General features: G+C 46.2%; 20 protein-coding genes and 1 pseudogene. 9 read left to right on the top strand and 12 right to left on the bottom strand.

Annotation, left to right across the window (positions count from 1 at the left end; translation table 11 throughout):
* Positions 1 to 12: 12 nt before the first annotated feature.
* Together nadC and nadB are read right to left on the bottom strand one after the other, a co-directional pair.
* Positions 13 to 846 carry a carboxylating nicotinate-nucleotide diphosphorylase gene (nadC, locus tag PAV_RS06010; RefSeq protein ID WP_005544349.1) on the bottom strand — a complete coding sequence of 278 codons (834 nt, stop codon included), beginning with the start codon at positions 844 to 846 and terminating at the stop codon, positions 13 to 15.
* Positions 828 to 2,597, bottom strand: a complete 1,770-nt coding sequence (nadB, locus tag PAV_RS06015) for an L-aspartate oxidase (RefSeq protein WP_005544350.1) — start codon at positions 2,595 to 2,597, stop codon at positions 828 to 830. Before nadB ends, nadC begins: the two co-directional genes overlap by 19 nt.
* A gap of 172 nt (positions 2,598 to 2,769) precedes the next feature.
* Here nadB and PAV_RS06020 point away from each other — a divergent pair, with 172 nt between their 5' ends.
* Positions 2,770 to 3,915, top strand: a complete 1,146-nt coding sequence (locus PAV_RS06020) for an IscS subfamily cysteine desulfurase (protein WP_005544351.1) — start codon at positions 2,770 to 2,772, stop codon at positions 3,913 to 3,915.
* Positions 3,905 to 4,447, top strand: coding sequence for a transcription repressor NadR (locus tag PAV_RS06025; RefSeq protein WP_005544352.1), 543 nt, complete (start codon positions 3,905 to 3,907; stop codon positions 4,445 to 4,447). Before PAV_RS06020 ends, PAV_RS06025 begins: the two co-directional genes overlap by 11 nt.
* Positions 4,448 to 4,605: 158 nt before the next feature.
* Here PAV_RS06025 and PAV_RS06030 read toward each other — a convergent pair whose 3' ends face one another.
* The 5 genes and pseudogenes from PAV_RS06030 to PAV_RS06045 form a co-directional block, all read right to left on the bottom strand.
* A complete protein-coding gene (locus PAV_RS06030) occupies positions 4,606 to 5,151 on the bottom strand; it encodes a stage II sporulation protein M (RefSeq protein WP_005544353.1) in 546 nt (181 codons plus the stop codon).
* 170 nt (positions 5,152 to 5,321) lie between these two features.
* Positions 5,322 to 5,489, bottom strand: coding sequence for a hypothetical protein (locus PAV_RS35230; RefSeq protein WP_005544354.1), 168 nt, complete (start codon positions 5,487 to 5,489; stop codon positions 5,322 to 5,324).
* A 261-nt stretch (positions 5,490 to 5,750) separates the two neighbouring features.
* A complete protein-coding gene (locus PAV_RS06035) occupies positions 5,751 to 6,914 on the bottom strand; it encodes a hypothetical protein (protein WP_005544355.1) in 1,164 nt (387 codons plus the stop codon).
* 262 nt (positions 6,915 to 7,176) lie between these two features.
* On the bottom strand, positions 7,177 to 7,776 hold the full coding sequence (locus tag PAV_RS06040) for a nitroreductase family protein (RefSeq protein WP_005544356.1): 600 nt from the start codon (positions 7,774 to 7,776) through the stop codon (positions 7,177 to 7,179).
* Between the two features lie 417 nt (positions 7,777 to 8,193).
* Positions 8,194 to 9,055 (bottom strand): annotated as a pseudogene (locus PAV_RS06045) (AraC family transcriptional regulator).
* A gap of 404 nt (positions 9,056 to 9,459) precedes the next feature.
* On the opposite strand from PAV_RS06045, the gene PAV_RS06050 reads away from it, so the two are divergent.
* Together PAV_RS06050 and PAV_RS06055 are read left to right on the top strand one after the other, a co-directional pair.
* Complete coding sequence (locus PAV_RS06050) at positions 9,460 to 10,539, top strand: Atu2307/SP_0267 family LLM class monooxygenase (protein ID WP_005544358.1); 1,080 nt, start codon at positions 9,460 to 9,462, stop codon at positions 10,537 to 10,539.
* Positions 10,540 to 10,897: 358 nt separating this feature from the next.
* A complete protein-coding gene (locus PAV_RS06055) occupies positions 10,898 to 12,259 on the top strand; it encodes an FAD-dependent oxidoreductase (RefSeq protein ID WP_005544359.1) in 1,362 nt (453 codons plus the stop codon).
* A gap of 27 nt (positions 12,260 to 12,286) precedes the next feature.
* On the opposite strand, the gene PAV_RS06060 is transcribed toward PAV_RS06055, so the two are convergent.
* The gene (locus PAV_RS06060; RefSeq protein WP_005544360.1) at positions 12,287 to 13,159 is read right to left on the bottom strand and encodes a CPBP family intramembrane glutamic endopeptidase; all 873 of its coding nucleotides are present in this window, start codon (positions 13,157 to 13,159) and stop codon (positions 12,287 to 12,289) included.
* Between the two features lie 107 nt (positions 13,160 to 13,266).
* Positions 13,267 to 14,061 (bottom strand): MerR family transcriptional regulator, encoded by a 795-nt coding sequence (locus PAV_RS06065; protein WP_005544361.1) that lies wholly within the window; start codon positions 14,059 to 14,061, stop codon positions 13,267 to 13,269.
* Between the two features lie 577 nt (positions 14,062 to 14,638).
* On the opposite strand from PAV_RS06065, the gene PAV_RS06070 reads away from it, so the two are divergent.
* Positions 14,639 to 15,574 carry an MBL fold metallo-hydrolase gene (locus PAV_RS06070; protein ID WP_005544362.1) on the top strand — a complete coding sequence of 312 codons (936 nt, stop codon included), beginning with the start codon at positions 14,639 to 14,641 and terminating at the stop codon, positions 15,572 to 15,574.
* A gap of 98 nt (positions 15,575 to 15,672) precedes the next feature.
* On the opposite strand, the gene PAV_RS06075 is transcribed toward PAV_RS06070, so the two are convergent.
* From PAV_RS06075 to PAV_RS06085, 3 genes are all read right to left on the bottom strand, one after another.
* Positions 15,673 to 16,128, bottom strand: coding sequence for a hypothetical protein (locus tag PAV_RS06075; RefSeq protein WP_005544363.1), 456 nt, complete (start codon positions 16,126 to 16,128; stop codon positions 15,673 to 15,675).
* A 203-nt stretch (positions 16,129 to 16,331) separates the two neighbouring features.
* Positions 16,332 to 17,342, bottom strand: a complete 1,011-nt coding sequence (locus tag PAV_RS06080; RefSeq protein WP_005544364.1) for an aldo/keto reductase — start codon at positions 17,340 to 17,342, stop codon at positions 16,332 to 16,334.
* A gap of 353 nt (positions 17,343 to 17,695) precedes the next feature.
* Positions 17,696 to 18,067 (bottom strand): iron chaperone, encoded by a 372-nt coding sequence (locus tag PAV_RS06085; RefSeq protein WP_005544365.1) that lies wholly within the window; start codon positions 18,065 to 18,067, stop codon positions 17,696 to 17,698.
* A 253-nt stretch (positions 18,068 to 18,320) separates the two neighbouring features.
* Here PAV_RS06085 and PAV_RS06090 point away from each other — a divergent pair, with 253 nt between their 5' ends.
* The 4 genes from PAV_RS06090 to aceA all read left to right on the top strand — a co-directional run bounded on the left by PAV_RS06090 (position 18,321) and on the right by aceA (position 22,334).
* Positions 18,321 to 18,818, top strand: a complete 498-nt coding sequence (locus PAV_RS06090; protein ID WP_005544366.1) for a DinB family protein — start codon at positions 18,321 to 18,323, stop codon at positions 18,816 to 18,818.
* A 368-nt stretch (positions 18,819 to 19,186) separates the two neighbouring features.
* Positions 19,187 to 19,417 (top strand): hypothetical protein, encoded by a 231-nt coding sequence (locus PAV_RS06095; RefSeq protein WP_005544367.1) that lies wholly within the window; start codon positions 19,187 to 19,189, stop codon positions 19,415 to 19,417.
* Between the two features lie 6 nt (positions 19,418 to 19,423).
* Positions 19,424 to 21,031: a malate synthase A gene (gene aceB, locus PAV_RS06100; protein WP_005544368.1), complete on the top strand. Its 1,608-nt coding sequence runs from the start codon at positions 19,424 to 19,426 to the stop codon at positions 21,029 to 21,031.
* Between the two features lie 28 nt (positions 21,032 to 21,059).
* Complete coding sequence (gene aceA / locus PAV_RS06105; protein WP_005544370.1) at positions 21,060 to 22,334, top strand: isocitrate lyase; 1,275 nt, start codon at positions 21,060 to 21,062, stop codon at positions 22,332 to 22,334.
* The last annotated feature ends 21 nt before the right edge of the window (positions 22,335 to 22,355 follow it).

Raw genomic sequence — 22,355 nt, forward strand, 5'->3', positions numbered from 1 at the left:
CCTCCTGATTACTTATCCAAGCTCAACATTCATGCTGATGTCCAAGTTGGATACAGAATGTGTTAAAAATCCGAGCGAAATATAATCCACGCCGGTTCCTCGGAACTGCGGAAGTGTGTGCAGTGTTATCCCGCCAGATGCCTCGGTAACGATGCTTGATGGCGTTAATGATGCAAAATGCTTCACCTCTTCCGGTGAGCGATTGTCGAACATGATGACGTCCGCCTCTGCGGCAACGGCCTCCAGCAGTTGCTTTTCCGATTCAATTTCCACTTCAATTCGAATCATATGTCCCGCACATGAACGCGCCCGCTTGATTGCTTCCGTGATCGAGCCGCAGGCCGCGATGTGATTGTCCTTGATCATAATGCCGTCATACAATCCGAAGCGATGATTGTAGCCCCCGCCTATGCGAACCGCATATTTATCCAGCATCCGCAGGCCCGGCATTGTCTTGCGCGTATCACAGATTCGGGTATGCTCGTCATCAAGCAGTTGGATCGCCTTATGTGTCTGTGTCGCAATAGCCGACATCCGCTGAAGCAGGTTCAACACAACCCGTTCTCCGGTCAATAGTGCGGCAGCGGGCCCTCTCATAACTGCTATCGCTTCTCCGTCAGACAACGAATCGCCATCCTGCTTCTTCAAGGACACTTGAATGTCATCCGACATCAATCGGAAGCCTTCCGTAATGATTTCTGATCCTGCGAGCAAGCCTGTTGCTTTGCTGCGAATGACAGCTTCACACTGTTCACCGCCAAATAGGAAAGATGAAGTCTGATCCCCGCTGCCGATATCCTCTGCATAGAAGGACTCCAGCAGCCTTCTCAACTGAAAACGTTCCATGATGGCATGATCCTTTCATTTACAATGATTTGGGTTCCTGATTGGGAATGCACAATCTGCTTGCTGCCCCATCGTCTATCATCCCGTTCTGGGAAGTCGCTTCGGAAATGAGCACCACGACTTTCCTCCCGCAGCAGGGCTGATTTCGTAACAAGGCGAGCCAACTGCCATAGGTTTGTTAACTCCAGCTGATCCCTTGTGATTTTTTGCACTTTGATTGCCTGTGACGGCATATTTTCCAGCCACTGCTTCATGTTTCGCAATTGATCCTGATTCCGTTCAATCGCTACTGCTGCGGTCATCCTGCGTTGAAGCTCAGCAAGCGTCATCTCCGGAACCTGAATGGATATCAGTTGAGATGTCACCTCGCCACCAGCCGTTTCGACGAATTCGGTTGCTGTTGTTGTAGCTACGCTATCTGCTTCAACTGCTGTTGTTGTAGCTGCGCTATCTGCTTCAACTGCTGTTGTTGTAGCTGCGCCATCTGCTTCGGCTGCTGCATCTGCTGTATCTGCTCTAGCTGCACCAACCTCGGTTGCTCCAGTTCTAGTTCCCGCTTCGCTTGCTTCTGATCCCTGTCCCCCCATCTCACTGATCCTTCGTGCTGCTCTACGGCCTGAAACCAGTGCTTCCAATAGCGAATTGCTTGCCAAACGATTCGCCCCATGCAGTCCGTTGCATCCCGCTTCTCCAATTGCAAACAGTCCGCGAACCGCGCTCTCTCCCCATGCATCAACTTGAATGCCACCCATTAGAAAGTGCATGCCCGGCGCAACTGGAATGCGCTGTTCCTCTAGATCAATTCCTGCCTCTTCACATAGACGGGTAATGCTAGGAAACCGACTTCGAAAATCATTGCATGCCTGAATATCAATAGATACGTGATGCCCAAGCTGCATTTTTTCATAAATTACCCGAGCAACCACATCGCGCGGAGCCAGATCCTCTAGTTCATGTCGGCCCTTCATAATCCGGCGTCCATGTTCGTCAATCAGCACGCCCCCTTCGCCGCGCACCGCTTCAGACACGAGCCCATAGCTGCGCCCATCCTTCACGAGAAGCGTCGGATGAAACTGCATAAATTCGAGATCTGTTAAGGCAGCTCCAGCACGATAAGCCAGCATTAATCCATCCCCGGTTACAACCTGATGATTGCTGTGATGACAATAGAGACTGCCGCAGCCGCCTGTTGCCAGCACGACTTGATCGGCATACAGCGTTGCGATCTGCCCCTCCTTGTCTATGAGCACAACACCTTGGCAACGTCCATTCTCCACCAGCACATCCACAACCGTAACAAATTCACGGAACTGAATATGACTAGGCAGCTCCCGCAGCAAATACTCCACCAGCCTTCGGCCAGAAGCATCACCGCCAGCATGGAAAATCCGATTTGCACGATGAGCTCCTTCACGCCCAAGCATCAGCTTGCCATGGTGATCACGGTCAAAAGGGAACTGTTCGTCCACTAGCTCCATCATGATCTTCTTGCCTTCTTGAATGACAGTCTTCACCATGTCCAAGTCGTTATGCCCTGCTCCAGCCGTAAGCGTATCTGTGATATGACTGAGCTCCGAATCATCTGGCAGATAGGAAGTCGCTATTCCCCCTTGCGCAAGGAATGAATTGCTGGCTAGCACCTTTTCCTTTGTTAATACGGTTACCTTGATATGCGCAGGCAACGAGGATGCGAGAGACAATGCCGCTGCTCCTGATCCAACTACAATGACAGATTGGTCTACGATTTTCATAGCTCTTCACTTCTTTATTTATTGGATTACGTACTAAGGACATTTACAATGATAACGTTCATACTTTTACATGTGTCTTTACACCTGTATTGACAGTGAATCTGATACCACCTTACAATAAGCTCAATCAGTTTGCAAGCAAGGATTTGCATATAAAAGGGGAATCAATACGTTGATCTACTTGGATTACGCTGCTGCCGCGCCTATGGATGAACGTGCAATTCGCATGCTTAACGAATTGAACCGCGAAGTGTACGGCAACAGCTCTAGTCTTCATGATGCTGGCGGCCATGCAGCATATATATTGGAATATTGCCGTGAGAAGCTGGCGAACATGATCGGCGGTGTTACTGAGGGGGTATATTTTACAAGCGGAGGATCAGAATCGAACCTACTATCCCTTCAATCGATCCTGAACGGCTTGCCAGATTGCAAGAAACATCTGATCACAACGACAATGGAGCATGCCTCTATTCGCAACGCCATTCCATATCTAGAACGGCTAGGGTACCGTGTGACCCTCATTGAGCCAAATGAAAGAGGCATCATTACGAAGGAAATTCTTGAAGCGTCCTTGGAATCGGACACAGGCTTGGTATCCATCCAGCACGCCAACTCCGAAACGGGGATTGTTCAGCCGCTGGCCGAGCTATCGCCTCTTCTCAGCACCCGAGGCATCTTTCTGCACAGCGACATGGTTCAAACCTTCGGCAAGCTTCCGATTGATATCCGGAAGCTTGGGGTGGATGCTTGCTCACTATCCAGTCATAAAGTACATGGCCCTAAAGGTGTGGGAGCAGCCTATCTTCATCCACATGTTCCTTGGCAGCCCATCCTTCCAGGAACCCGTCATGAACGCGGCTTCCGTGCGGGCACAGTCAATGTTCCCGGTATCGGCGCCTTTATTACAGCGGCTGAACTTTGCGTGGAGGAACTGGCGCAACGGACGGCACACTTCCGCTCGCTTCGCAGCTATCTGTTCACGCAGGCAGAGCATCTCCATATTCCGTTGGTCTGTGTAATGAGTGAGAAGAACGTAGACATTGTCCCCCATATCGCCGGGTGTCTCTTTGACGGAATGGAGGGCCAATATGTTATGCTAGAATGTAACAGGATCGGAATCTGCATTTCTACTGGAACGGCCTGTGCAGCAGGCCATCATGAGCATTCGCCTTCCCTTGCGGCTATTGGGTTAAGTAAGGAAGACGCGCTCCGGTTCATCCGCATTTCCTTCGGCAGATCCACGACGATCGAACATTTGGATCGCATGCTGACATTGCTTGCATCCTTGAAAGGAGCGAAGCCGATTGGCGAATAACACGAAGCTGACAGGCGACGAGCGACGAGCCAAATTGCTGGATTGGCTGAAGTCCTCCTCCCCGCTAACGGGAACCGAACTGGCCCAACGAGCCAAGGTGTCACGCCAAGTGATCGTACAGGATATGACCTTGCTTAAAGCGCGTAATGAGCCTATTCTCGCGACCAGCCAAGGGTACGTATATATGGATCATGACAAAAAGGATAACGCCGCGTTGTATGAGCGGGTGATTGCGGTTCAGCATACGCCGCAGCAGAGTGAAGAAGAATTGCTGCTCATTGTCGATTATGGCGTGAGTGTTCAGGATGTTATTGTAGAACATCCTATATACGGACAAATTTCAGCACAAATCCGTGTAAACACCCGCAAAGAGGTATATGACTTCATGCGAAATATTCGCAGCAGCGGAGCAGCCTTCATCTCTGAGCTGACGAACGGCGTACACTTGCATACATTGACCTCACCAAGCGAAGAGCGATTGGATGAAGTGTGCGAGGCGCTCAAAGAAATAGGTTTTCTCATAACGGATTAGAAACAGAATCCAGCGCCCAAACGAATAGCGGCATAACAAGGAGCAATGAACCTTGTTATGCCGCTATCACTATTTACACTTTTTTCATTACCGCCAAGCGAACTTTCGAACGAACTCCTTATTATAATGCAGGCAATTGTGATCAATTTCGTACGTCATTATTGCAGCCAACTCATGGTGACGGGAGATACATACGTCTCGATCAAGCTTGCAACAATAAACAATGAGATCATTAGGCCCAGCAGCCACGCAATCCTCAACCCTTCCTGCTTCCAATCAACCGATTGCTTGGTTCTTACGTATCGAAGGAGCCAGTTAAAGGGCTTCAATCCTATGGTACAAGCTAATATGATCGCCGGAAGCTCGAAGATCCCGTGAGGGGCCAACGCCGCAATAATTGCCGCCGCAGAATAATGAGAGGCAGACAGCATGACAAGATAGCCTAACATAAAACCATTGAATAGCGTAAGAAGAACGGAAGGAACGGATAATAGAATCCCGCTGGCTGCAACGAGAAGCCCTGCACCGATATTGTTCGCCGCAATTTGGTACCATTCATAGTGAAAACCAGTCAGCAGATTTGCTTCCAAATGAATCTGATTTCCAATGAATAGACTGAGTGCAATGCCTACGGAGAACCATATTGCCGAGGCTCGGATTAGCGTCTTCTCTTCTTGCCAAATCTTCTTCCAGAATGTTCGCACTTAACCCCCCTTCCTCTTCCATTGTTCCAACCAAGTACATCATATGTAGAAATACGTGAATGCGTGTTAGATAAAACTGCAGCTAAGCTAGCTATATAATCGGTCGTCCCAGCAAAAAGAAGCGCACCCGATAACGGATGCGCTTCATATCGTAGAGCCTGAAAATGCCCTTACAATACAACGGCAATGTTGCTTAAGCCTGCGTTTACAAGAAACAGAATCAGATCTTTGACAGGCTCAAGAATTGGCGGCACAACGCCATTCAGGATCTCTTCCAGCACCTTCTGGGCCTCTGCGAGATTAATTCCCAAGATAGAAGCGATTTGAAATACTGCCATGAGTATCACCTCCTCTTGCCTTTCTGAGATTACTATATTCAGAGGTTGTCCCTTTGGTTACTGAAAATATGAAAATCAAACGAGTTTACATAGTTTCAGGGATTGGTATACCTCAACACGGGAACTAATGATCACAAAAAGGACTGTCCATAGTAGATGAACTACTATAGACAGCCCTCGGTCTTCACATCATATTCTCAATATTAATGAAATGGAGAGTAAAACGAATACCTTTTCTTCACCTAGCATCAATTGTTCATGCTACTCTATCGTGATGCGCAGTGATACCTTTTTGCCGCCGTATGAAAAAGTAATGACGGACTTCCCTTTGCTGACTGCGGTGATCGTACCATAACTCGCGGTTGCCTTGCCATTTGACTTCGACTGAGCAAGTGAAGTTACATCAGACGTGTTGCCGCTGCTGTAGATCGCCTGTACTCGATAGCTTGTCGTGTGATTCGGAGCAAGCTTCGTCGCAGATGGCACAACCGTCAGCTTCTTCAATTTAGGCGTGACTTGAACCGGAATTTCAAAAGTGCGATCACCGTACACACCAACGATTCTCGTCGTGCCTTCTGCAATTGCTTTTACACCCGAAACCGTCGCCTTTGCAACTTGATCATTGCCGGATTTCCACGCTACCTTTCCTGAAAGCGACACTTTTTTGCCGCTCGACAAAGTGCCGATGACTTTGATAGGCTTCGTCGTTCCCGCTCCCATTACGATAGACGAAGGTTGAACATCGATGTTTACCATGTTCTCCTGCAGAGCAACGGGAAGGGTTGTCCCTTTGCCCCCGTAATACAGCTTTACACTGGCGCTTCCTTTTGGCTGTCCCACCGCTGTTACGACACCGTTGCGAACCTCAATGCCTTGGCCTGATGCTTTCGCCGTTACCAGTGAAGTAACATCTCTTGTACTCCCGCCTGCAAAGACCGCTTGAACGGAAAAAGTCGCAGACTTCCCGGGAGACAGCGCCATCTTCGCTGGGGTTACGATTAGCTTTTTAACCGTAGCGGTAACCTGTACGGAAATATCGAACCTTTGCGAACCGTACACGCCTGTAACGATCGTGCTGCCTTCCGCAACGCCCTTGATCGTTGCCCCGCTCATTTTCACAACTTGCTCGTTGCCTGACCGCCATTGAACCTTCGTTCCGAGCGATACTTTTTTCCCATTAGAGTTGTATCCGTATACCTTTATCGCCTTAGAGGAACCCGCACCTAAAGTGACTGATGTGGACGGATCCACGTCATATCTCGCAAAATCCTGAACGGAACCAGTCTGATTGCCGTATGTTGCCGACACCGCATTGCTCAGAGCTTGTATACTTGTTGGGTATGATAATGCCGAGATAATCATCGAACAAACGACGAGCCACCCCATACCGATGCGTCCTTTTCTTAATTCAAATACTGACTTCATAACTTCTCCTCTCTCTCAACGTTTCTTTATGTATAGCTAACGATTAGACTATAATGGGTTCAAAAAAGTTTACCCGTCCAATTATTTACTATATTACTTATAACGGCTACTTGTAAGAAAAAATGAACATACCGAAGTCCTGAGCATGTCAAAAAGTTGATGAAAATTACTTGTTGGCACAAAAAAAGAACCCATTTTGAATAAAGACAAATTCAAAATGGATTCCTTATTTTAATGAACGTTCCGTTTACATAGTAGTTAATTACTTATGAAACATTACACGATCTTCTAACGGTTTAAATTCTTTGTCGCCTGGTGTGGCTGTTGGATTACCAAATGGCATTTGTGCAATAAGCTTCCAATTGTCAGGGATATTCCATTCTTTTTTCACTTCATCATCAATTAGTGGATTGTAATGCTGTAAAGATGCTCCTAACCCCTCTGCTTCCAATCCTGTCCACACTACTAATTGGTGCATAGCTGATGCTTGGTTTGACCAAATTGGGAAGTTGTCAGCATATGCAGTAAATTGTTCTTGAAGTGATTTCACTACAGCCTCATCTTCAAAGAATAATACGGTACCATAACCTGCTTTGAAGGAATCCATTTTTTGTTGTGTTCCTGAAAAGTCTCCATCACCAACTACTTTTCTCAATGCTGCCGTCGTAATGTCCCATAATTTATTATGTGCCTCACCAGACAATACAACCAAACGTGAAGATTGCGAATTGAAAGCTGACGGAGTGTGTTTCACTGCAAATTCTACGATTTCTTTAATTCTTTCATCTGATACTTGTACCTCTTTATTGATTCCGTAGTAAGTACGTCTTTCTTTAAGCGCAGTGTAGAAATCTTTTGTCATCGTTTTTTCCTCCTAAATTCGAATATCCTTCAATATCGATTATCTTGTGAAAACATTGTAATTGAATTGAATACATCATTTTCGATACTTTTTCATCGATCCCCAATTAATGTATCCTGCGTGTTTCACATTTATACAAATATGAAGAGCAGCTACTTGGATGACTACACTTTATCTTGGGTTAAAGTATCTCTAATTCGAGATAATTATATAAAATAAAATGAATTTAGTCAACAAGAAAGAAAAATGACTTCTGAATTTGAATTTTAGGGTCTAACGTCTTGCAAAAGTGGAATACAAAAAGACATCTCTAGAACGAGATGCCTTTTTGATAAAAGAATCTATTCGCCGACCCAGTCGAGTTTCACTTTGCCGTCATATTTTTTGACGAGGAGATTAGTAGATATTGAATCACTTTTATTTTTTCACTACCGGAATCCATACCTCACAGCGGTAGTCGTCCGACCATGGATCCCCTGGAGGATACAGTTCGAAATCTGGAATTTCGGCTTGCTCATAATCTGTAGCAGGGAACCACTCCTGATAGATGCGATTCCATACTTCTTGAAATGGCTCCAGGCATTGGACCAATCGAGGTAAATACGGCCCACGTCGCAGCTGGAACTTGAATACATTCAAACTCACTGTCTGATTCCGTCCAATCGGTCTCTACTGCAATTGCATAGTGAAAGACCTCCCCACCCTGCTGCGCGCCATAGCACATGCCTAGAGTATCTTGATTTTTGCCCAATGCAGCAACTTTTGCGACGGTTCCATCCGCGTGACTATCGCGCCAAAACTTCGGAATCTCGATCAAATTCTCTCCCTCTTTCGTGGTCGTCTGGATCGATTTCCCTACAACGGTGAACGACTTTCTCTGTACAATTCTATATTCCATTTCTTTGTCTCCCTTCAGTGATAGGTGAAAGGAAATACGAGGAAAGGCCTTCAGCTGAACACCCGAATTTCGAGCCTCAGAGGGCGAGATGCCGTGCAGCTTGCGGAACGCCTTAGAGAACGATTCTGGCGAATCGTAGCAATACTTCATCGCGACGTCGATCACTTTAGAACCACTCATGGCTAACTCTTGAGCCGCCAAGGTTAAGCGCCTTTTCCGTACGTACTCGGCCACGGTCATACCTGTCAGCATATAGAACATTCGCTGAAAGTGATACGGAGAGGAATACGCCGCCTTCGCAAGTTCCGCCATATCCAAAGGCTCCTCCATTTTCGCTTCGATTAAGTCAAGCGCCGACATCATTCGATTTAGCCATTCCATTCGCAATAGCTCCTCTCTGAGTACAGAATATCAAGGCTGCCCCTTGCTATCCTGTCATTCTGTGCGATCATGTGACAGATCTATTATCTGTCCGTATCATTATCCCTGCTTAACCCCAACGATATCAACTTATACAATGCCTGAATCATCGAATTAGCTGCAGACATGAGCAAAGGTTCGAATTTAGTTTAGCCTGCAATCCATCATTTTGCGAACGTATTTGCGTGGAGTTAATTGTTCTCCGCTTTGCACCTTTTTCTCATAATTGGATTGGAACGCAGGCTGACGGGCAAGATGAATTTAGCGTTTGATAGTGGGAAGGATAATTATTGTTCCTTTGAAACTAATAAAAGTTATGTTACTTTATATTATATAGTATCATATGAATAAAGGAGGCGAACACGATGACCGATAAACCGGTTGTTGATCTGGAAATTGGAATCAGCACTTTTTTGGAAGCGTCGACGGATCCGGTGACCGGTGAGCGCATCAGTCATACCGAGCGACTACAGCGAGCAGTTGAAGAGATGGTACTCGCCGATCAAGTTGGACTAGATGTCTATGGCATTGGCGAACATCATCGGTATGAGTATGCTGCTTCGGCCCCTGCAGTCATTCTGGCGGCAGCGGCAGCCCAGACGAAGCATATTCGGCTGACCAGCGCCGTTACTGTCCTGTCCTCAGACGATCCGGTACGCGTTTATCAGCAGTATGCTACACTGGACGCCATCTCGAATGGACGTGCTGAGATTATGGCAGGCCGCGGCTCATTTGTCGAATCCTTCCCGTTGTTTGGGTACAGCCTGAATGATTACGAACAATTGTATGAAGAGAAGCTGGAGCTTCTGCTCGCTATCCGGGAATCGGAGAAGATAAGCTGGCGTGGAAGCCGCCATCGCGCAGCCATTGATAATCTTGGTGTGTACCCTCGAGCTGTCCAGAACCCTCTTCCCGTCTGGATTGCCACCGGCGGCAACGCGGAATCATCTGTCCGGGCCGGTACACTTGGATTGCCGGTTGTTTATGCGATCATAGGAGGCATGCCGGAGCGCTTTGCGCCGCTTGTCCAGCTCTATAAGAGATCTGCCGCTAAGGCTGGACACGATGTAAACAAGCTGCAAATTGCCACTCACTCGCACGGGATTGTAGCTGATTCTGCAGAGAAGGCAGCCGAGCTGCTGTTCCCGGGAACACAAGCCATGATGAACAAGATCGGACGTGAGCGTGGCTGGGGAGCTCAGTACACACGCGCAACCTTCGATGAAGACTCCAAATTGCGTGGTTGCTTATATGTTGGCGATCCAGAGCACGTCGCTGAAAAAATCGTACTGCTCCGCCGCAACCTGGGTGTGACGCGCTTCTTCTTACACTGTGACGTCGGTTCAATCCCTCACCGTGATATCCTGCGTTCGATTGAACTGCTCGGAACCAAGGTTGCGCCGCTCGTACGCAAGGAACTGGCACGTACCGAGGGCAAAGCGTAAGACTTAATGGCGATCCGCTCTATAGTCTTTTTAACGAATGATAAGGAGGCTCGCCCGGAAGAATGCCGGGCAGCCTCTCTTTGCATTTCTTCTTAAGTATTTGGTTCCTCCAGTTGTTTAAATAGTGGCGAAGGCAAATCTTCGGGTTTAATTCTATATTTGATCATAATCCCCTCTCGTCTCCAAGGGGGATCTCAGTTATGCCTCGACCGGCATACAATGCATTTTGTGAAAAAAAGAACAATTTGGCTATTGATTTGTGAAATAAATCACAGTACACTGTAATTGTGAAATATGTCACATTGATATTCAACCATTTGGTTTTTCACTAGATGTTACAGCTCAGGGAGGAATTACGATGAAAATTGCAGTAATTGGATGTACCCATGCCGGAACAGCAGCGATAGTCAACGCTGCCAAACTTTATCCCGATGCCCATATTACCGTTTATGAACGCAACGATAACATATCGTTTTTATCTTGCGGGATCGCTTTGTACGTAGGCGGGGTCGTGAAGCAGCCGGAAGGGCTCTTTTACTCCTCTCCACAGCAACTGGCCGATTTGGGGGTCATTGCCCGCATGCGTCATGAGGTTCTTTCTGTTGATACGGATGCGAAAACGATGCAAGTGCGCAATCTGCTGACCGGAGAAGAATTCACGGATTGTTTTGATAAGCTGATTGTCACGACGGGATCTTGGCCGGTCATTCCACAGCTCCCTGGCATGGAGCTTGACAACATTCTACTGTGCAAAAACTATGAACATGCCAATTCCATTATTGAAAAAGCAAAACAAGCAAATCATATTACAGTAGTTGGTGCTGGATATATCGGAGTAGAGCTTGTAGAGGCATTCCAGCAAAGTGGCAAGCAGGTAACGCTGATTGACAGCGCTGACCGGATTTTGAACCGTTATTTGGACGCTGAATTCAGTTGCAAGATCGAAGAAGCATTCCGCGACAAAGGCATAAATTTGGAGCTTGGACAGACTGTAGAAGGTTTTGAAGGCAAGGACGGCCTAATAAACCTTGTCATTACTGATAAGGGCAAAATTGAAACGGATATGGTCATTCTCTGTATCGGATTCCGCCCGAATACCCAACTGCTGAAAGGCCAAGTGGATATGCTGCCAAATGGAGCGATCATCGTCGACCCATATATGCAGACTAGCAAGCAGGATGTATTCGCTGCCGGCGACAGTTGTGCTGTACATTACAATCCAACCGGCAAGGCCGCTTATATTCCGTTGGCTACAAATGCAGTACGGATGGGGATGCTGGTAGCACGCAATCTGATACAGCCAACAACAAAATATTTAGGCACGCAAGGGACGTCAGGCCTTAAAATATATGATTTCAATCTCGCCTCGACCGGACTTACCGAAATCGCATGCGCCGACGAGAAGATCGAGGCCGAAGCGGTTATGATAACAGACGCCTACCGTCCGGAATTTATGCCTACGGCAGAGACGCTAACCTTGAAGGTTGTATATGAAAAGGAAAGCCGCCGTCTGCTGGGGGCACAAATCATGTCCAAAGTCGATCTGACCCAAGCGATGAACACAATGTCGGTATGCATTCAAAACGGGATGACAATCGACGAACTGGCTTTTGTCGACTTCTTCTTCCAGCCTCACTTTAACAAGCCTTGGAACTTTTTGAATACAGCCGGCATTGCCGCGCTTCCTCAGATCGTAGACAAAGAACTGCAGCACGCCTAAACGGACAAAATAAAAAATGCCATCGGGTCATCTTTCCAGATGATCCGGCGGCATTTTTGGTGCTATTAGACCAGTATCCCCTATGTGTAAGGAATCTTTAACATCTCTCTTTCCATACAATACGTTTTTGGGATTTATCACGACGAGTATAACAGCCACTATCGAATAAAGAATTGCGCTATACATAATTAACTCCATTAAGCTTTCATTTATTAAGCCGATAAAGAAATTAAACAATTGGTGGATCAGGATTGGAATCGTTAAATTCTGATTTACGTTATAAAATGCGGTCATCACAATCTTCGTAGCGATGAGTGCAATCATAAAGAATGCGATATATTTGATTAAATCCATGCCCGCGTATCCTATAGTAAACCATACAGGCAGATGCCACATCCCCCACCAAAACCCGATGATAATCGAAGCCTTTAATGGTGAGTGCCTCTTTTGGAGCTCAATCTGTGCGAAAGCCCTCCAGCCTAACTCTTCTCCCAATGGCCCTGCAAAAAGATTTTTTACGAAAACGTAGATCAGCATCCCATACGAAGAGATTGTAAACATTGAGCCTGCTTCGCGGTGATAAGATACGAGAAACAAAGTCAGCAAAAATAAGAGGACTTGAATCATACCGGCAATAAGAATTACGATCCAATTAAGCTTATTCTTGAATGTATCTTTTACAAATCGCATAAAACGCTGACCAGGATAGATTTTGCGAAATAGCACAACAAAAGCAAAGGTCGATGACCAAGCCGAGATACAAAACAGGACGTCAATGACCCATGCAGGAAACCCTAGCATGCTTACTGCTCCGACAAGGCAAAAAAATGGCCAGAAAATGATATTGGTTAAGAAAATAAAACTTGCTACCGGTTTTTTGAGTTTCTTTTCTCTACTCATGCATAATCCCCGCTTCAACTAAGTATTTCGTAAATAGCAACACGTTCCATTTACGAACACCTTCAGCTTAAACCTGGGGGTAACTCACAGGTCAATACCCGTCTGTCTTACTTTATAGGTGCATAAATTTCCAAAAACACACGTTCGAGTCCATCCTCATAAGTAGTAAGCAATAGATTGATGTAAACGAGTCCCAAAAGCTCATACTCCTTTTCCATTGCTGCTTTTCGCAAACTAGCTTCTACCTGATGATCAATGCTTTCTTCCCCCGTTGCCCATCTTCCATTTTCAATAACGGTATACAAACATTTAGGATGAACTAGGATTTCCCCTTCTATATCACGCTTATGTTCCTCTACTCTTCTAACAATGATAAACTTATCTTCAATCATACCTTCTTCATTGAATCGTATAACTCTTCTTAAAGAGGTTAGTGTCACTGCTTTTTTTACGTTTTCTGTATTCTGTTTTAAAGCTTCATATTCTTCGTACGCAGTGAAATGTTCGATTTCGCCCGTTATTTCTAAAGGCTTCATTTCTTTGAGTATGTATTTCCCTAAGAACTGTTTAATTTTCCCGCAGTCTTCCTTAACAAGCTGGAGCTTTTTTAACAACAGCTTTTTATATTCGATTTCCTCCCATACATCCCGCTCTTTCTCTTCTAATAAGGACTGTATCCCCTCTATACTCTTCCCTTTTCTTAATTCCTGGATTTTTTTAATTTCAAAATCGATTTCTCTATAAAAATTAACGGTTGCAATATCATAGATATCAAAATGATTATATGTTCTATACCCATTCTCCCTATTTTGCTCCGGCTTTACTAATTCCTTCTCTTCATAAAACTTCAACGTATCTCGAGATACCCCTAAATATTTTGCTACTTGCCCAATGGTGTACATGATACTCCCCTTTTCTGTGCTACAAACCTGAATACACGTTCCCACAGTAGATATTCGTTTTTTAACATAAAAACTGTCTCAGACAATCTTATCTAAAGGGGAAAATCGCCACAACCTGCAACCGTACATTTCGATTTCAAATCAGTATCATAAAGAAATTCAAAGTCCTCTCCCAACCACGTACTGTTGAATAACAATTGGGATTTTATAGTATTTTTAAAATCAGTCTTGACACTCCTTAGTTGTTGTAACTATAATGGTTACATCAAGAGGGTGCTTCTAAAGCACATAAGCAATAACAATTCCATTGCGGTTCAGATTCATTTTTCAATATGAAAAGCGAACCTCTTTTTTTGGAATTGTTGTAACTATAATAGTTACAACGAAAGATATCGAAATACTTCGAAAGGAGAATGTCGCCTACGACCCGCTTGATATGCCGGTTGCTAAATACGCAAACACAAGATAAAACCGCATGCATATGAGCTGTGACGGGCATACTTTACCTACTTTAGGAAGTCACGAAACGTTTCTGTTTCAACAATTATTATCAGCATAAGAAAGAGGGAGATTTGTGATGTTTAGTAAGAAATCATCTATAGGAGTTATTTTGTTGCTTAGTTTCACGCTATTGCTAAGCGCATGTGCCGGCAGGGCGAATACGGCGAACAATGCAAGTGAAGAGGCTAAGAAGCCTGCACCGACGACTGAACTGAAAATCACGCCGTTCAACCCTGGAGAAAATGGTCTTTTCCCTGTCAGCTCAAGCCTAATCGAAGGACCGAACGAGGTATTGCTCGTTGATGCTCAATTTGAAAAAAGCAACGCCGAAAAACTGGTCAAAATGATCCGTGACACGGGTAAGAAGTTGTCTACGGTGTATATCAGCCATCAAGATCCGGATTTCTACTTCGGCTTGTCAGCGATCCGCAAAGCCTTTCCTGATGTAAAAATAGTTGCTACCCCCGCCACTGTGGAAGGGATTAAGGCGACAATCAAGCTAAAGAATGATTTCTGGGGTCCAATCCTGAAAGAAAACGCTCCGACAGAACTGATTGTGCCTGATGTCCTAGACGGTGATAAGCTGACAGTCGATGGTGAAACCGTACAGGTAGTCGGTCTCAATGGTTCTGATCCGTCTCATACCGTCCTTTGGGTTCCGTCTAAAAAAACCATTTTGGGCGGCGTACCTATCTATGAAAACCTGCATGTCTGGATGGCAGACAACCAGACCCCAGAGAGCCGTGTTCACTGGCGGGAGATTCTGAATCAGATTCTTGACCTGAAGCCAGAACGGGTTATCCCGGGTCATTACCTTGGCAAGAGCTCTGAGAATACATCCAGTGTCACCTTCACTCGTGACTATATTGCAAAATTTGAAGAAGCGGCTAAACAGTCTAAAAATTCTGCTGAACTGATTGCAGCGATGAAGAAGGCTTACCCGAACTTCAAGAACACAAGTGATCTGGAAATGGGCGCACAAGTAATAAAAGGCGAGCGTTCATGGCCTTGATTTAACGTTTGTTTCATATAAATAAAAGGCCGTCATGCCTCCTCTGGAGCATTCCATCATCAGGTTAGCTTCAGTGCAGCGATACTGACGGCCTTTTTCTATAGAGTCACACTCGAATCTGTCAGTTCAAAATACCACTCTAGGAAGGAGTTAAAGCTTTTCCATTGCGAATTCAATTTACCAGCAAAAAAATCCTCCATCTGCCGGCCCAATCCTAAGCCCAACACTTCGTCTGTGTTCTTATTATAAAAAAAGCCGAACTCCCCTTCAAAGCTGTCCAACGGAATATATTCTTCAGGCAGGTTTAAAACGTCATGAGTTCTCTCCATACCTAACATATAATCCGAAGAATTGATCATAAACCAACAAATCTGATAGATTTCACGTCGTCTACTATAGAAAGTCGGCCCATCCTCTGCATGCAAATAAAACGCAGCAAAATCTGAACCCAAATCAATGCCTAACTTTACTAATTCATGTTCATACTCCTCTGTAATGTCTTCAAACCACCAGTTTTTGCTTTTGCAATAATTGATCACTTTTTCCGACAGCATATCGATTGCTCCTCCAATATAGTTATAAACTGTCTAAATTGTTCCCCTGAGTATATCACATCTCCTTTCGTTATCGTTGTTCGTGGCTTGCCTAATTGTGCTTCATTACAATGCGGGTACAGTCGATAAAATGGGCGGGGAAAGATGGGTTCGGATATAGTTAAATGATTTCTCTCCTTTTTACTTCGTATATGATTTCGTTTTTATTTCGTAATGATTGGCAGTGGTGCATCAGGTGCCACAAGGTTTTGTTCGCGCATTTCTTCCCAGAACGCTGCCGGAATCACTGTGTTCAAGGCAGCTTTGTCTTCTGCAATTCGCTCAGGGCGGCTAGCACCAGGAATGACAGCGGCAACCGCCGGATTCGCCAGTGAAAATTGCAAAGCAGCCGCTTTGATGCCGATGTTGTGACGTTCTGCAATGCTCTTGATTTTCTCAACTTTAGCCATAATTTCAGGTGATGCTTTTTGATACTCAAAGTGTGTTCCTCCAGCAAGAACACCAGAGCTATATGGACCACCAACGACAATGTCCATATTGTGTTTTGCAGCCGCAGGCATTAACCGTTGCAGCGCACGCTTATGGTCTAATAATGTGTAACGACCAGCCAGCAAAGTTACATCTGGTTTAACTTCTTCCAAGTCCAGCAAGAGTTCAACTGGTTCTACTCGGTTTACTCCGAGTCCCCAACCTTTAATGACTCCTTCTTCACGCAAACGTGTTAGCGCACGGAATGCCCCTGTTTGGGCAGTTTCAAATTGGGAGATCCACTCATCACCATAAAAGTCTTGCGCCACATCATGAATATATACAAAATCTATACGATCTGTTTGTAAACGTTTCAAACTATCCTCGATCGAGCGAAGGGTTGCATCCGCGCTATAGTCATTAATGATTTTATTTTTACGGCCGAATTCGAAAAGCCCGCCTTTTTCTCCTAAATCACGAGCTGATGGGTCTTCCAATTCATCCGAAATGATTCGACCTACTTTTGTACTTAACACGTAATCATCACGATTTCGTTTTGACAGAGCTTCACCAAGACGCATCTCCGCCAAGCCAGATCCATAAAGGGGGGCAGTGTCAAAGTAACGAATGCCACTTTCCCATGCAGCATCTACAGTCGCTAATGCTTCCTCTTCTGGGATATTGCGGTACATATTACCTAGCGGCGCAGTACCAAAACCTAGTTTACCTTGCAGTATATTTCTCATTTGAATAAACCCTCCTAAGATTTGTTCTGCCTCGAATTGAAAATTCGTTAGTCTGTAAGAATGGTTACTGACATGATTTATTATTGATCATGTAGACCAAAAAGAGAAGTACGTACTTTGTAGTGACATAGGGACTAAAAAGTAACCTATAAGGTACACCTCCTTTCCGACTCCTTGTACCTTTTTTAGAACCTCTAGTTGCCAACCAAAAACACCTCCAAGGTTGTCCCTCATATCCACTTACGATATAAGAGCATTCTCTTGAATATCATTTTTTTCTCTCGTGTCTTACGCGAGTAACATAGCATGTTGCTTACAAACACAACTTAACTTCTAAGCAGTAAGAAAATGCTTTACTTTCGCCAAAAGGTTGAGCAGTTTGCCTTATCCAACATATTAAACTCAATCATTTTCTCAAGTAATGAGAAATGAACCGGACTGCTCCACGGAATACGAAACAACTGCTTCGTCTGTTCGTAGCCAGCCTGCTCAATTTCATCAGAAAAATGAACGATCCCTGCTCTTTCGGGGCCAACAGCCAAATGATTTTTGGATACGCTAAAGCCAATAATAAATGTGCCATGATCGGTAAACATAGGCTGATTCCACGCGATTTTAGGCACTAAATTTGGAAATTTCTGAATGATCCAAGCCAAAACCTCTTCTGTTCGATCCCGATGCTGCGGGTGCTCAATTTTCTCTAAAAAGTCTGCAAAAACATCCATGTTGTTCTCTCCTAAAATGAATACTTATTTTCACATAACATTATTGTCGCTGTACACCCATTCCTATTCCTTCAGTTAGGTTGCGTCCTTTTAACGTTAGGGATTATTGTTCTAATAGACAAAAACACCCTGCTAGATAATCATATCCAACGAGGTTTGATGGTGCAAATGTATGAAAATCAGCTCATAAGAAATCTTTTCCACTCGACTGGTTTTATAGTATTCTAGCCATAGGAGGGGTGAGGAAAAATCCATGATAAAACAATTAATCGTCGGAGATGCCTTGCACGAACTAGCCACAACGCGCCGCATCCTAGAGCGTTTACCCGAGGAACATTTGACGTGGAAGCCGCATGTGAAATCAATGTCGTTAGGCGGGCTAGCCACGCACCTGATTAACCTGCTGAATTGGCAAATCGCAATTTTTCTTTACCCGGAATTCGATCTTTCAACCGTACCGAATCGGCGAGAAGCTTTGGAAAAAAGTGAAGACGTACTGAAGGAGTTCGATGCGAACGTCATCAAGCTTGAAAAGCTGTTATCTGAATGTGACGAGAACGCACTTGGCGAGGAATGGACTTTACGAAACGGCGAGCATATCATTTTGAGCCAGCCGCGGGCGATCGCGCTTCGCACCTTCGGAATAAGCCACATGATCCATCACCGAGCACAGCTCGGAGTTTATTTGCGGCTACTCGATATTCCGCTTCCAGGCTTTTATGGCCCCTCAGCCGACGAGCAAGGCAAGTAGATGAAAATAAACCAAAAAGTCGCAGAGCATCGGCAAAACCGCCGATACTCTGCGACTTTTTTTTGAGAATAAAGTTTTTGGACGAGAAGGCAACCTAGCAGTCACTTCCCCCAAAAATCGGAACCAATCCGGTTCCAGAACTTCTACGCTTTCCCCATAACATTACTGACGAACATGACTCAAGAATGTGAAATCAAAAAATTTTTTTGCAGCAAAAATCCTTACCCCTATTGGGATTGACCTATACTTCTGGAAAATTTTCTTAAAAAAGGGGCTTTTCATTTTCGGAAGCTCTGTTATAATACAGATCAACGAATGATAAATCTGTATTATAACAGATAAATTTTATGACTCAGGAGGCGTTAGGAATGGACTGCTACTACTGCCATGGCAATGGAGAAATGGAATGTTTGGAATGCGAAGGACACGGAAAACAAGAGAGCGGCCACCAATGTGGCTCATGCAAGGGGCATGGTATCACGCCGTGCTTGCGCTGTAATGGAAGCGGCAGCCTGGATTACGAATTCAATGAACAAGACTCGATCGCGAATATTTTGCAAGCCGCCTATTTGAGTCCGGCTTTCAGCAGAGGGAGGTAATTGGTCATGTCCAAGATGCCCGTTAATAATTGCAAGGAAATTATTGTTCTCGGACACATGCCTGAACCGTACGCTGAGATTTTGACGCCTGGGGCACTCGAGTTCCTCGGAAAGCTCCATGAACGGTTCAATGCCCGCAGATTAAATCTGCTATCTGACCGCGCTGAGCGACAGCGCCGACTGGATGCCGGCGAGCTCCCCGACTTCCTGCCGGAAACGAAGCACATTCGGGACAGCGAGTGGAGCGTCGCTCCCGTGCCTTCCGATCTCCAAGACCGGCGGGTGGAAATAACCGGACCTTCCGGGGATGTCAAAATGGTCATCAATGCGCTCAATTCCGGCGCCAAGGGATTCATGGCCGACTTCGAAGACGCCAATTCCCCAACATGGGACAATTCGATCCGCGGCCAAATCAATATGCGTGATGCCATCCGCCGTACAATCACCTTTACGAGCCCAGAGGGCAAAGCCTACCGCCTGAACGAACAAACAGCTTACCTGTTAATTCGCCCTCGCGGCTGGCATTTAGAGGAGAAACACATTCGCATAGGTGAAGAAATTGCCTCAGGCAGCCTTGTCGACTTCGGACTCTATTTCTACCACAATGCTCGTGCCCTCATCGAGAATCATTCCGGACCTTATTTCTATCTTCCCAAGCTGGAGTCCCACCAAGAAGCAAAATTATGGAACGACGTATTCGTGTTCGCCCAGCAGGAGCTGGGCATCCCTCAAGGAACGATTAAAGCAACTGTGCTCATCGAGACGATTCTGGCCACATTTGAGGCAGATGAAATTTTATACGAGCTGCGGGAGCATAGCGCCGGCTTGAACTGCGGACGCTGGGACTATATTTTCAGCTTCATTAAGAGGCTGAACCGCCATCGACATGCGCTGCTCCCCGATCGATCGCAGGTCACGATGACCGTACCGTTCATGCGGGCATATACGCAGTACGTCATTCGTACCTGCCACAAGCGCGGCGCGCATGCCATGGGCGGCATGGCAGCCCAAATCCCGATCCGGAATGATGCCGAGGCTAACGCGAAGGCAATGGAGCAAGTGCGCGCGGATAAGCTGCGCGAAGCAAATGACGGCCATGACGGAACTTGGGTTGCCCATCCTGGACTCGTTCCGATCGCAATGGAAGTATTCAATGAACAGATGAAAGAGCCGAACCAGATCCATAACAAACGGGAAGATGTCCATGTCACGGCAAACGACCTGCTCGCTTTACCAGATGGAACAATTACCGAACAGGGATTGCGGACGAATATCAGTGTCGGTTTGCAATATATCGAAGCATGGCTGCGGGGATTTGGCGCCGTACCGATATTCAATCTTATGGAGGATGCGGCAACGGCCGAGATATCGCGCACTCAGGTATGGCAATGGATTCGCCATCCAGAAGGCCAGCTTACGAATGGCAACGACATCACGCTGGAACTAGTCTTAAAGCTGACGGAAGAAGAAATGTCAAAGATTGAAGAACGGATCGGCCAAGATGAATTCGCGAACCGCAGGTTTACAGAAGCGAAGCAGATGTTCGTGGATTTGATTAGCGAAGAAACTTGCAGCGAGTTTTTGACGGTGATGGGCTATGAATTGCTGGGATGAAATCATTGAATATGAGGAGATGGTTGCCATGACGGATAAACATACGATTCAACAATTGGAGACGAAATGGAAAGAAGAACGCTGGAAAGGCGTAACACGTACCTATTCTGCCGATGAAGTGCTCCGGCTTCGCGGTTCTGTTCAGGTGGAGCATACGTTAGCCCAGATGGGAGCCGAACGTCTCTGGCATCTGCTGCATACCGAAGAGTTCGTGCCCGCGCTTGGGGCATTGACGGGGAATCAAGCCGTGCAGCAGGTAAAAGCCGGCTTGCAGGCCATTTACTTAAGCGGATGGCAGGTAGCCGCGGACGCCAACCTATCGGGCCATATGTATCCCGATCAGAGCTTATATCCGGCTAACAGTGTGCCGCAAGTCGTAAAGCGGATTAATCAAGCACTGCAGCGGGCCGATCAAATCCAACATGCAGAAGGAAAAAACGAAACTTACTTTTTTGCCCCTATCGTGGCAGATGCCGAAGCAGGATTCGGAGGGTCGCTCAATGTATTCGAGCTCATGAAGGCGATGATTGAAGCAGGAGCAGCAGGCGTACACTTCGAAGATCAACTATCTTCGGAGAAAAAGTGCGGACATCTCGGCGGCAAGGTACTCCTGCCTACGCAGCAAGCCATTCGCCATTTAATCGCAGCTCGCTTGGCTGCCGACGTTATGGGCACAGACACCTTGATTATCGCGCGTACTGACGCTAATGCGGCTCAACTGCTGACAAGCGATGTCGATCCGTACGATCGGCCATTCCTGACGGGGCAACGTTCTCCAGAGGGCTTCTATTATACGCGTGCCGGTATTGAACAAGCGATTGCGCGCGGTCTCGCTTATGCTCCTTATGCAGATCTCGTTTGGTGCGAGACGTCCGAGCCGAACATCGATGAAGCACGGCAATTTGCCGAGGCGATCCATGCAAAATATCCAGGCAAGTTGCTTGCTTATAATTGCTCTCCTTCTTTCAATTGGAAGAAGAAATTGGACGACAAGGCAATCGCGGGCTTCCAACGCGAGCTTGGACGTATGGGATACAAGTTCCAGTTCGTGACACTAGCCGGTTTCCACGCGCTCAATTACAGCATGTTTGAGCTGGCGCAAGGCTACAAGGAGCGCGGCATGGCCGCATACTCCGACCTGCAGCAAGCTGAATTCGCCCTAGAGCAGGTCGGCTATGAAGCGGTGAAGCATCAGCGCGAGGTGGGCACAGGCTACTTCGACGAGGTGGCACAAACGATTTCGGGCGGTATTTCATCCACGACCGCCTACACGGACTCAACAGAAGCAGAGCAGTTCACGTAAGGGGAACCGATTCTAACCCGT

Origin of the sequence: Paenibacillus alvei DSM 29 (assembly GCF_000293805.1) — a bacterium.
Classification (GTDB): domain Bacteria; phylum Bacillota; class Bacilli; order Paenibacillales; family Paenibacillaceae; genus Paenibacillus_B; species Paenibacillus_B alvei.

Coding starts and splice junctions, on each gene's coding strand:
- PAV_RS06085 (WP_005544365.1), bottom strand. CDS start 18,067: ATGGATGTTTTTGCAGACTTTTTAGAGAAAATTGAGCACCCGCAGCAT.
- PAV_RS06040 (WP_005544356.1), bottom strand. CDS start 7,776: ATGACAAAAGATTTCTACACTGCGCTTAAAGAAAGACGTACTTACTAC.
- PAV_RS06035 (WP_005544355.1), bottom strand. CDS start 6,914: ATGAAGTCAGTATTTGAATTAAGAAAAGGACGCATCGGTATGGGGTGG.
- PAV_RS06090 (WP_005544366.1), top strand. CDS start 18,321: ATGATAAAACAATTAATCGTCGGAGATGCCTTGCACGAACTAGCCACA.
- PAV_RS06095 (WP_005544367.1), top strand. CDS start 19,187: ATGGACTGCTACTACTGCCATGGCAATGGAGAAATGGAATGTTTGGAA.
- nadC (WP_005544349.1), bottom strand. CDS start 846: ATGGAACGTTTTCAGTTGAGAAGGCTGCTGGAGTCCTTCTATGCAGAG.
- PAV_RS06075 (WP_005544363.1), bottom strand. CDS start 16,128: ATGCTGTCGGAAAAAGTGATCAATTATTGCAAAAGCAAAAACTGGTGG.
- PAV_RS06070 (WP_005544362.1), top strand. CDS start 14,639: ATGTTTAGTAAGAAATCATCTATAGGAGTTATTTTGTTGCTTAGTTTC.
- PAV_RS06065 (WP_005544361.1), bottom strand. CDS start 14,061: ATGTACACCATTGGGCAAGTAGCAAAATATTTAGGGGTATCTCGAGAT.
- aceB (WP_005544368.1), top strand. CDS start 19,424: ATGTCCAAGATGCCCGTTAATAATTGCAAGGAAATTATTGTTCTCGGA.
- PAV_RS06080 (WP_005544364.1), bottom strand. CDS start 17,342: ATGAGAAATATACTGCAAGGTAAACTAGGTTTTGGTACTGCGCCGCTA.
- PAV_RS06060 (WP_005544360.1), bottom strand. CDS start 13,159: ATGAGTAGAGAAAAGAAACTCAAAAAACCGGTAGCAAGTTTTATTTTC.
- PAV_RS06050 (WP_005544358.1), top strand. CDS start 9,460: ATGACCGATAAACCGGTTGTTGATCTGGAAATTGGAATCAGCACTTTT.
- nadB (WP_005544350.1), bottom strand. CDS start 2,597: ATGAAAATCGTAGACCAATCTGTCATTGTAGTTGGATCAGGAGCAGCG.
- PAV_RS35230 (WP_005544354.1), bottom strand. CDS start 5,489: ATGGCAGTATTTCAAATCGCTTCTATCTTGGGAATTAATCTCGCAGAG.
- aceA (WP_005544370.1), top strand. CDS start 21,060: ATGACGGATAAACATACGATTCAACAATTGGAGACGAAATGGAAAGAA.
- PAV_RS06055 (WP_005544359.1), top strand. CDS start 10,898: ATGAAAATTGCAGTAATTGGATGTACCCATGCCGGAACAGCAGCGATA.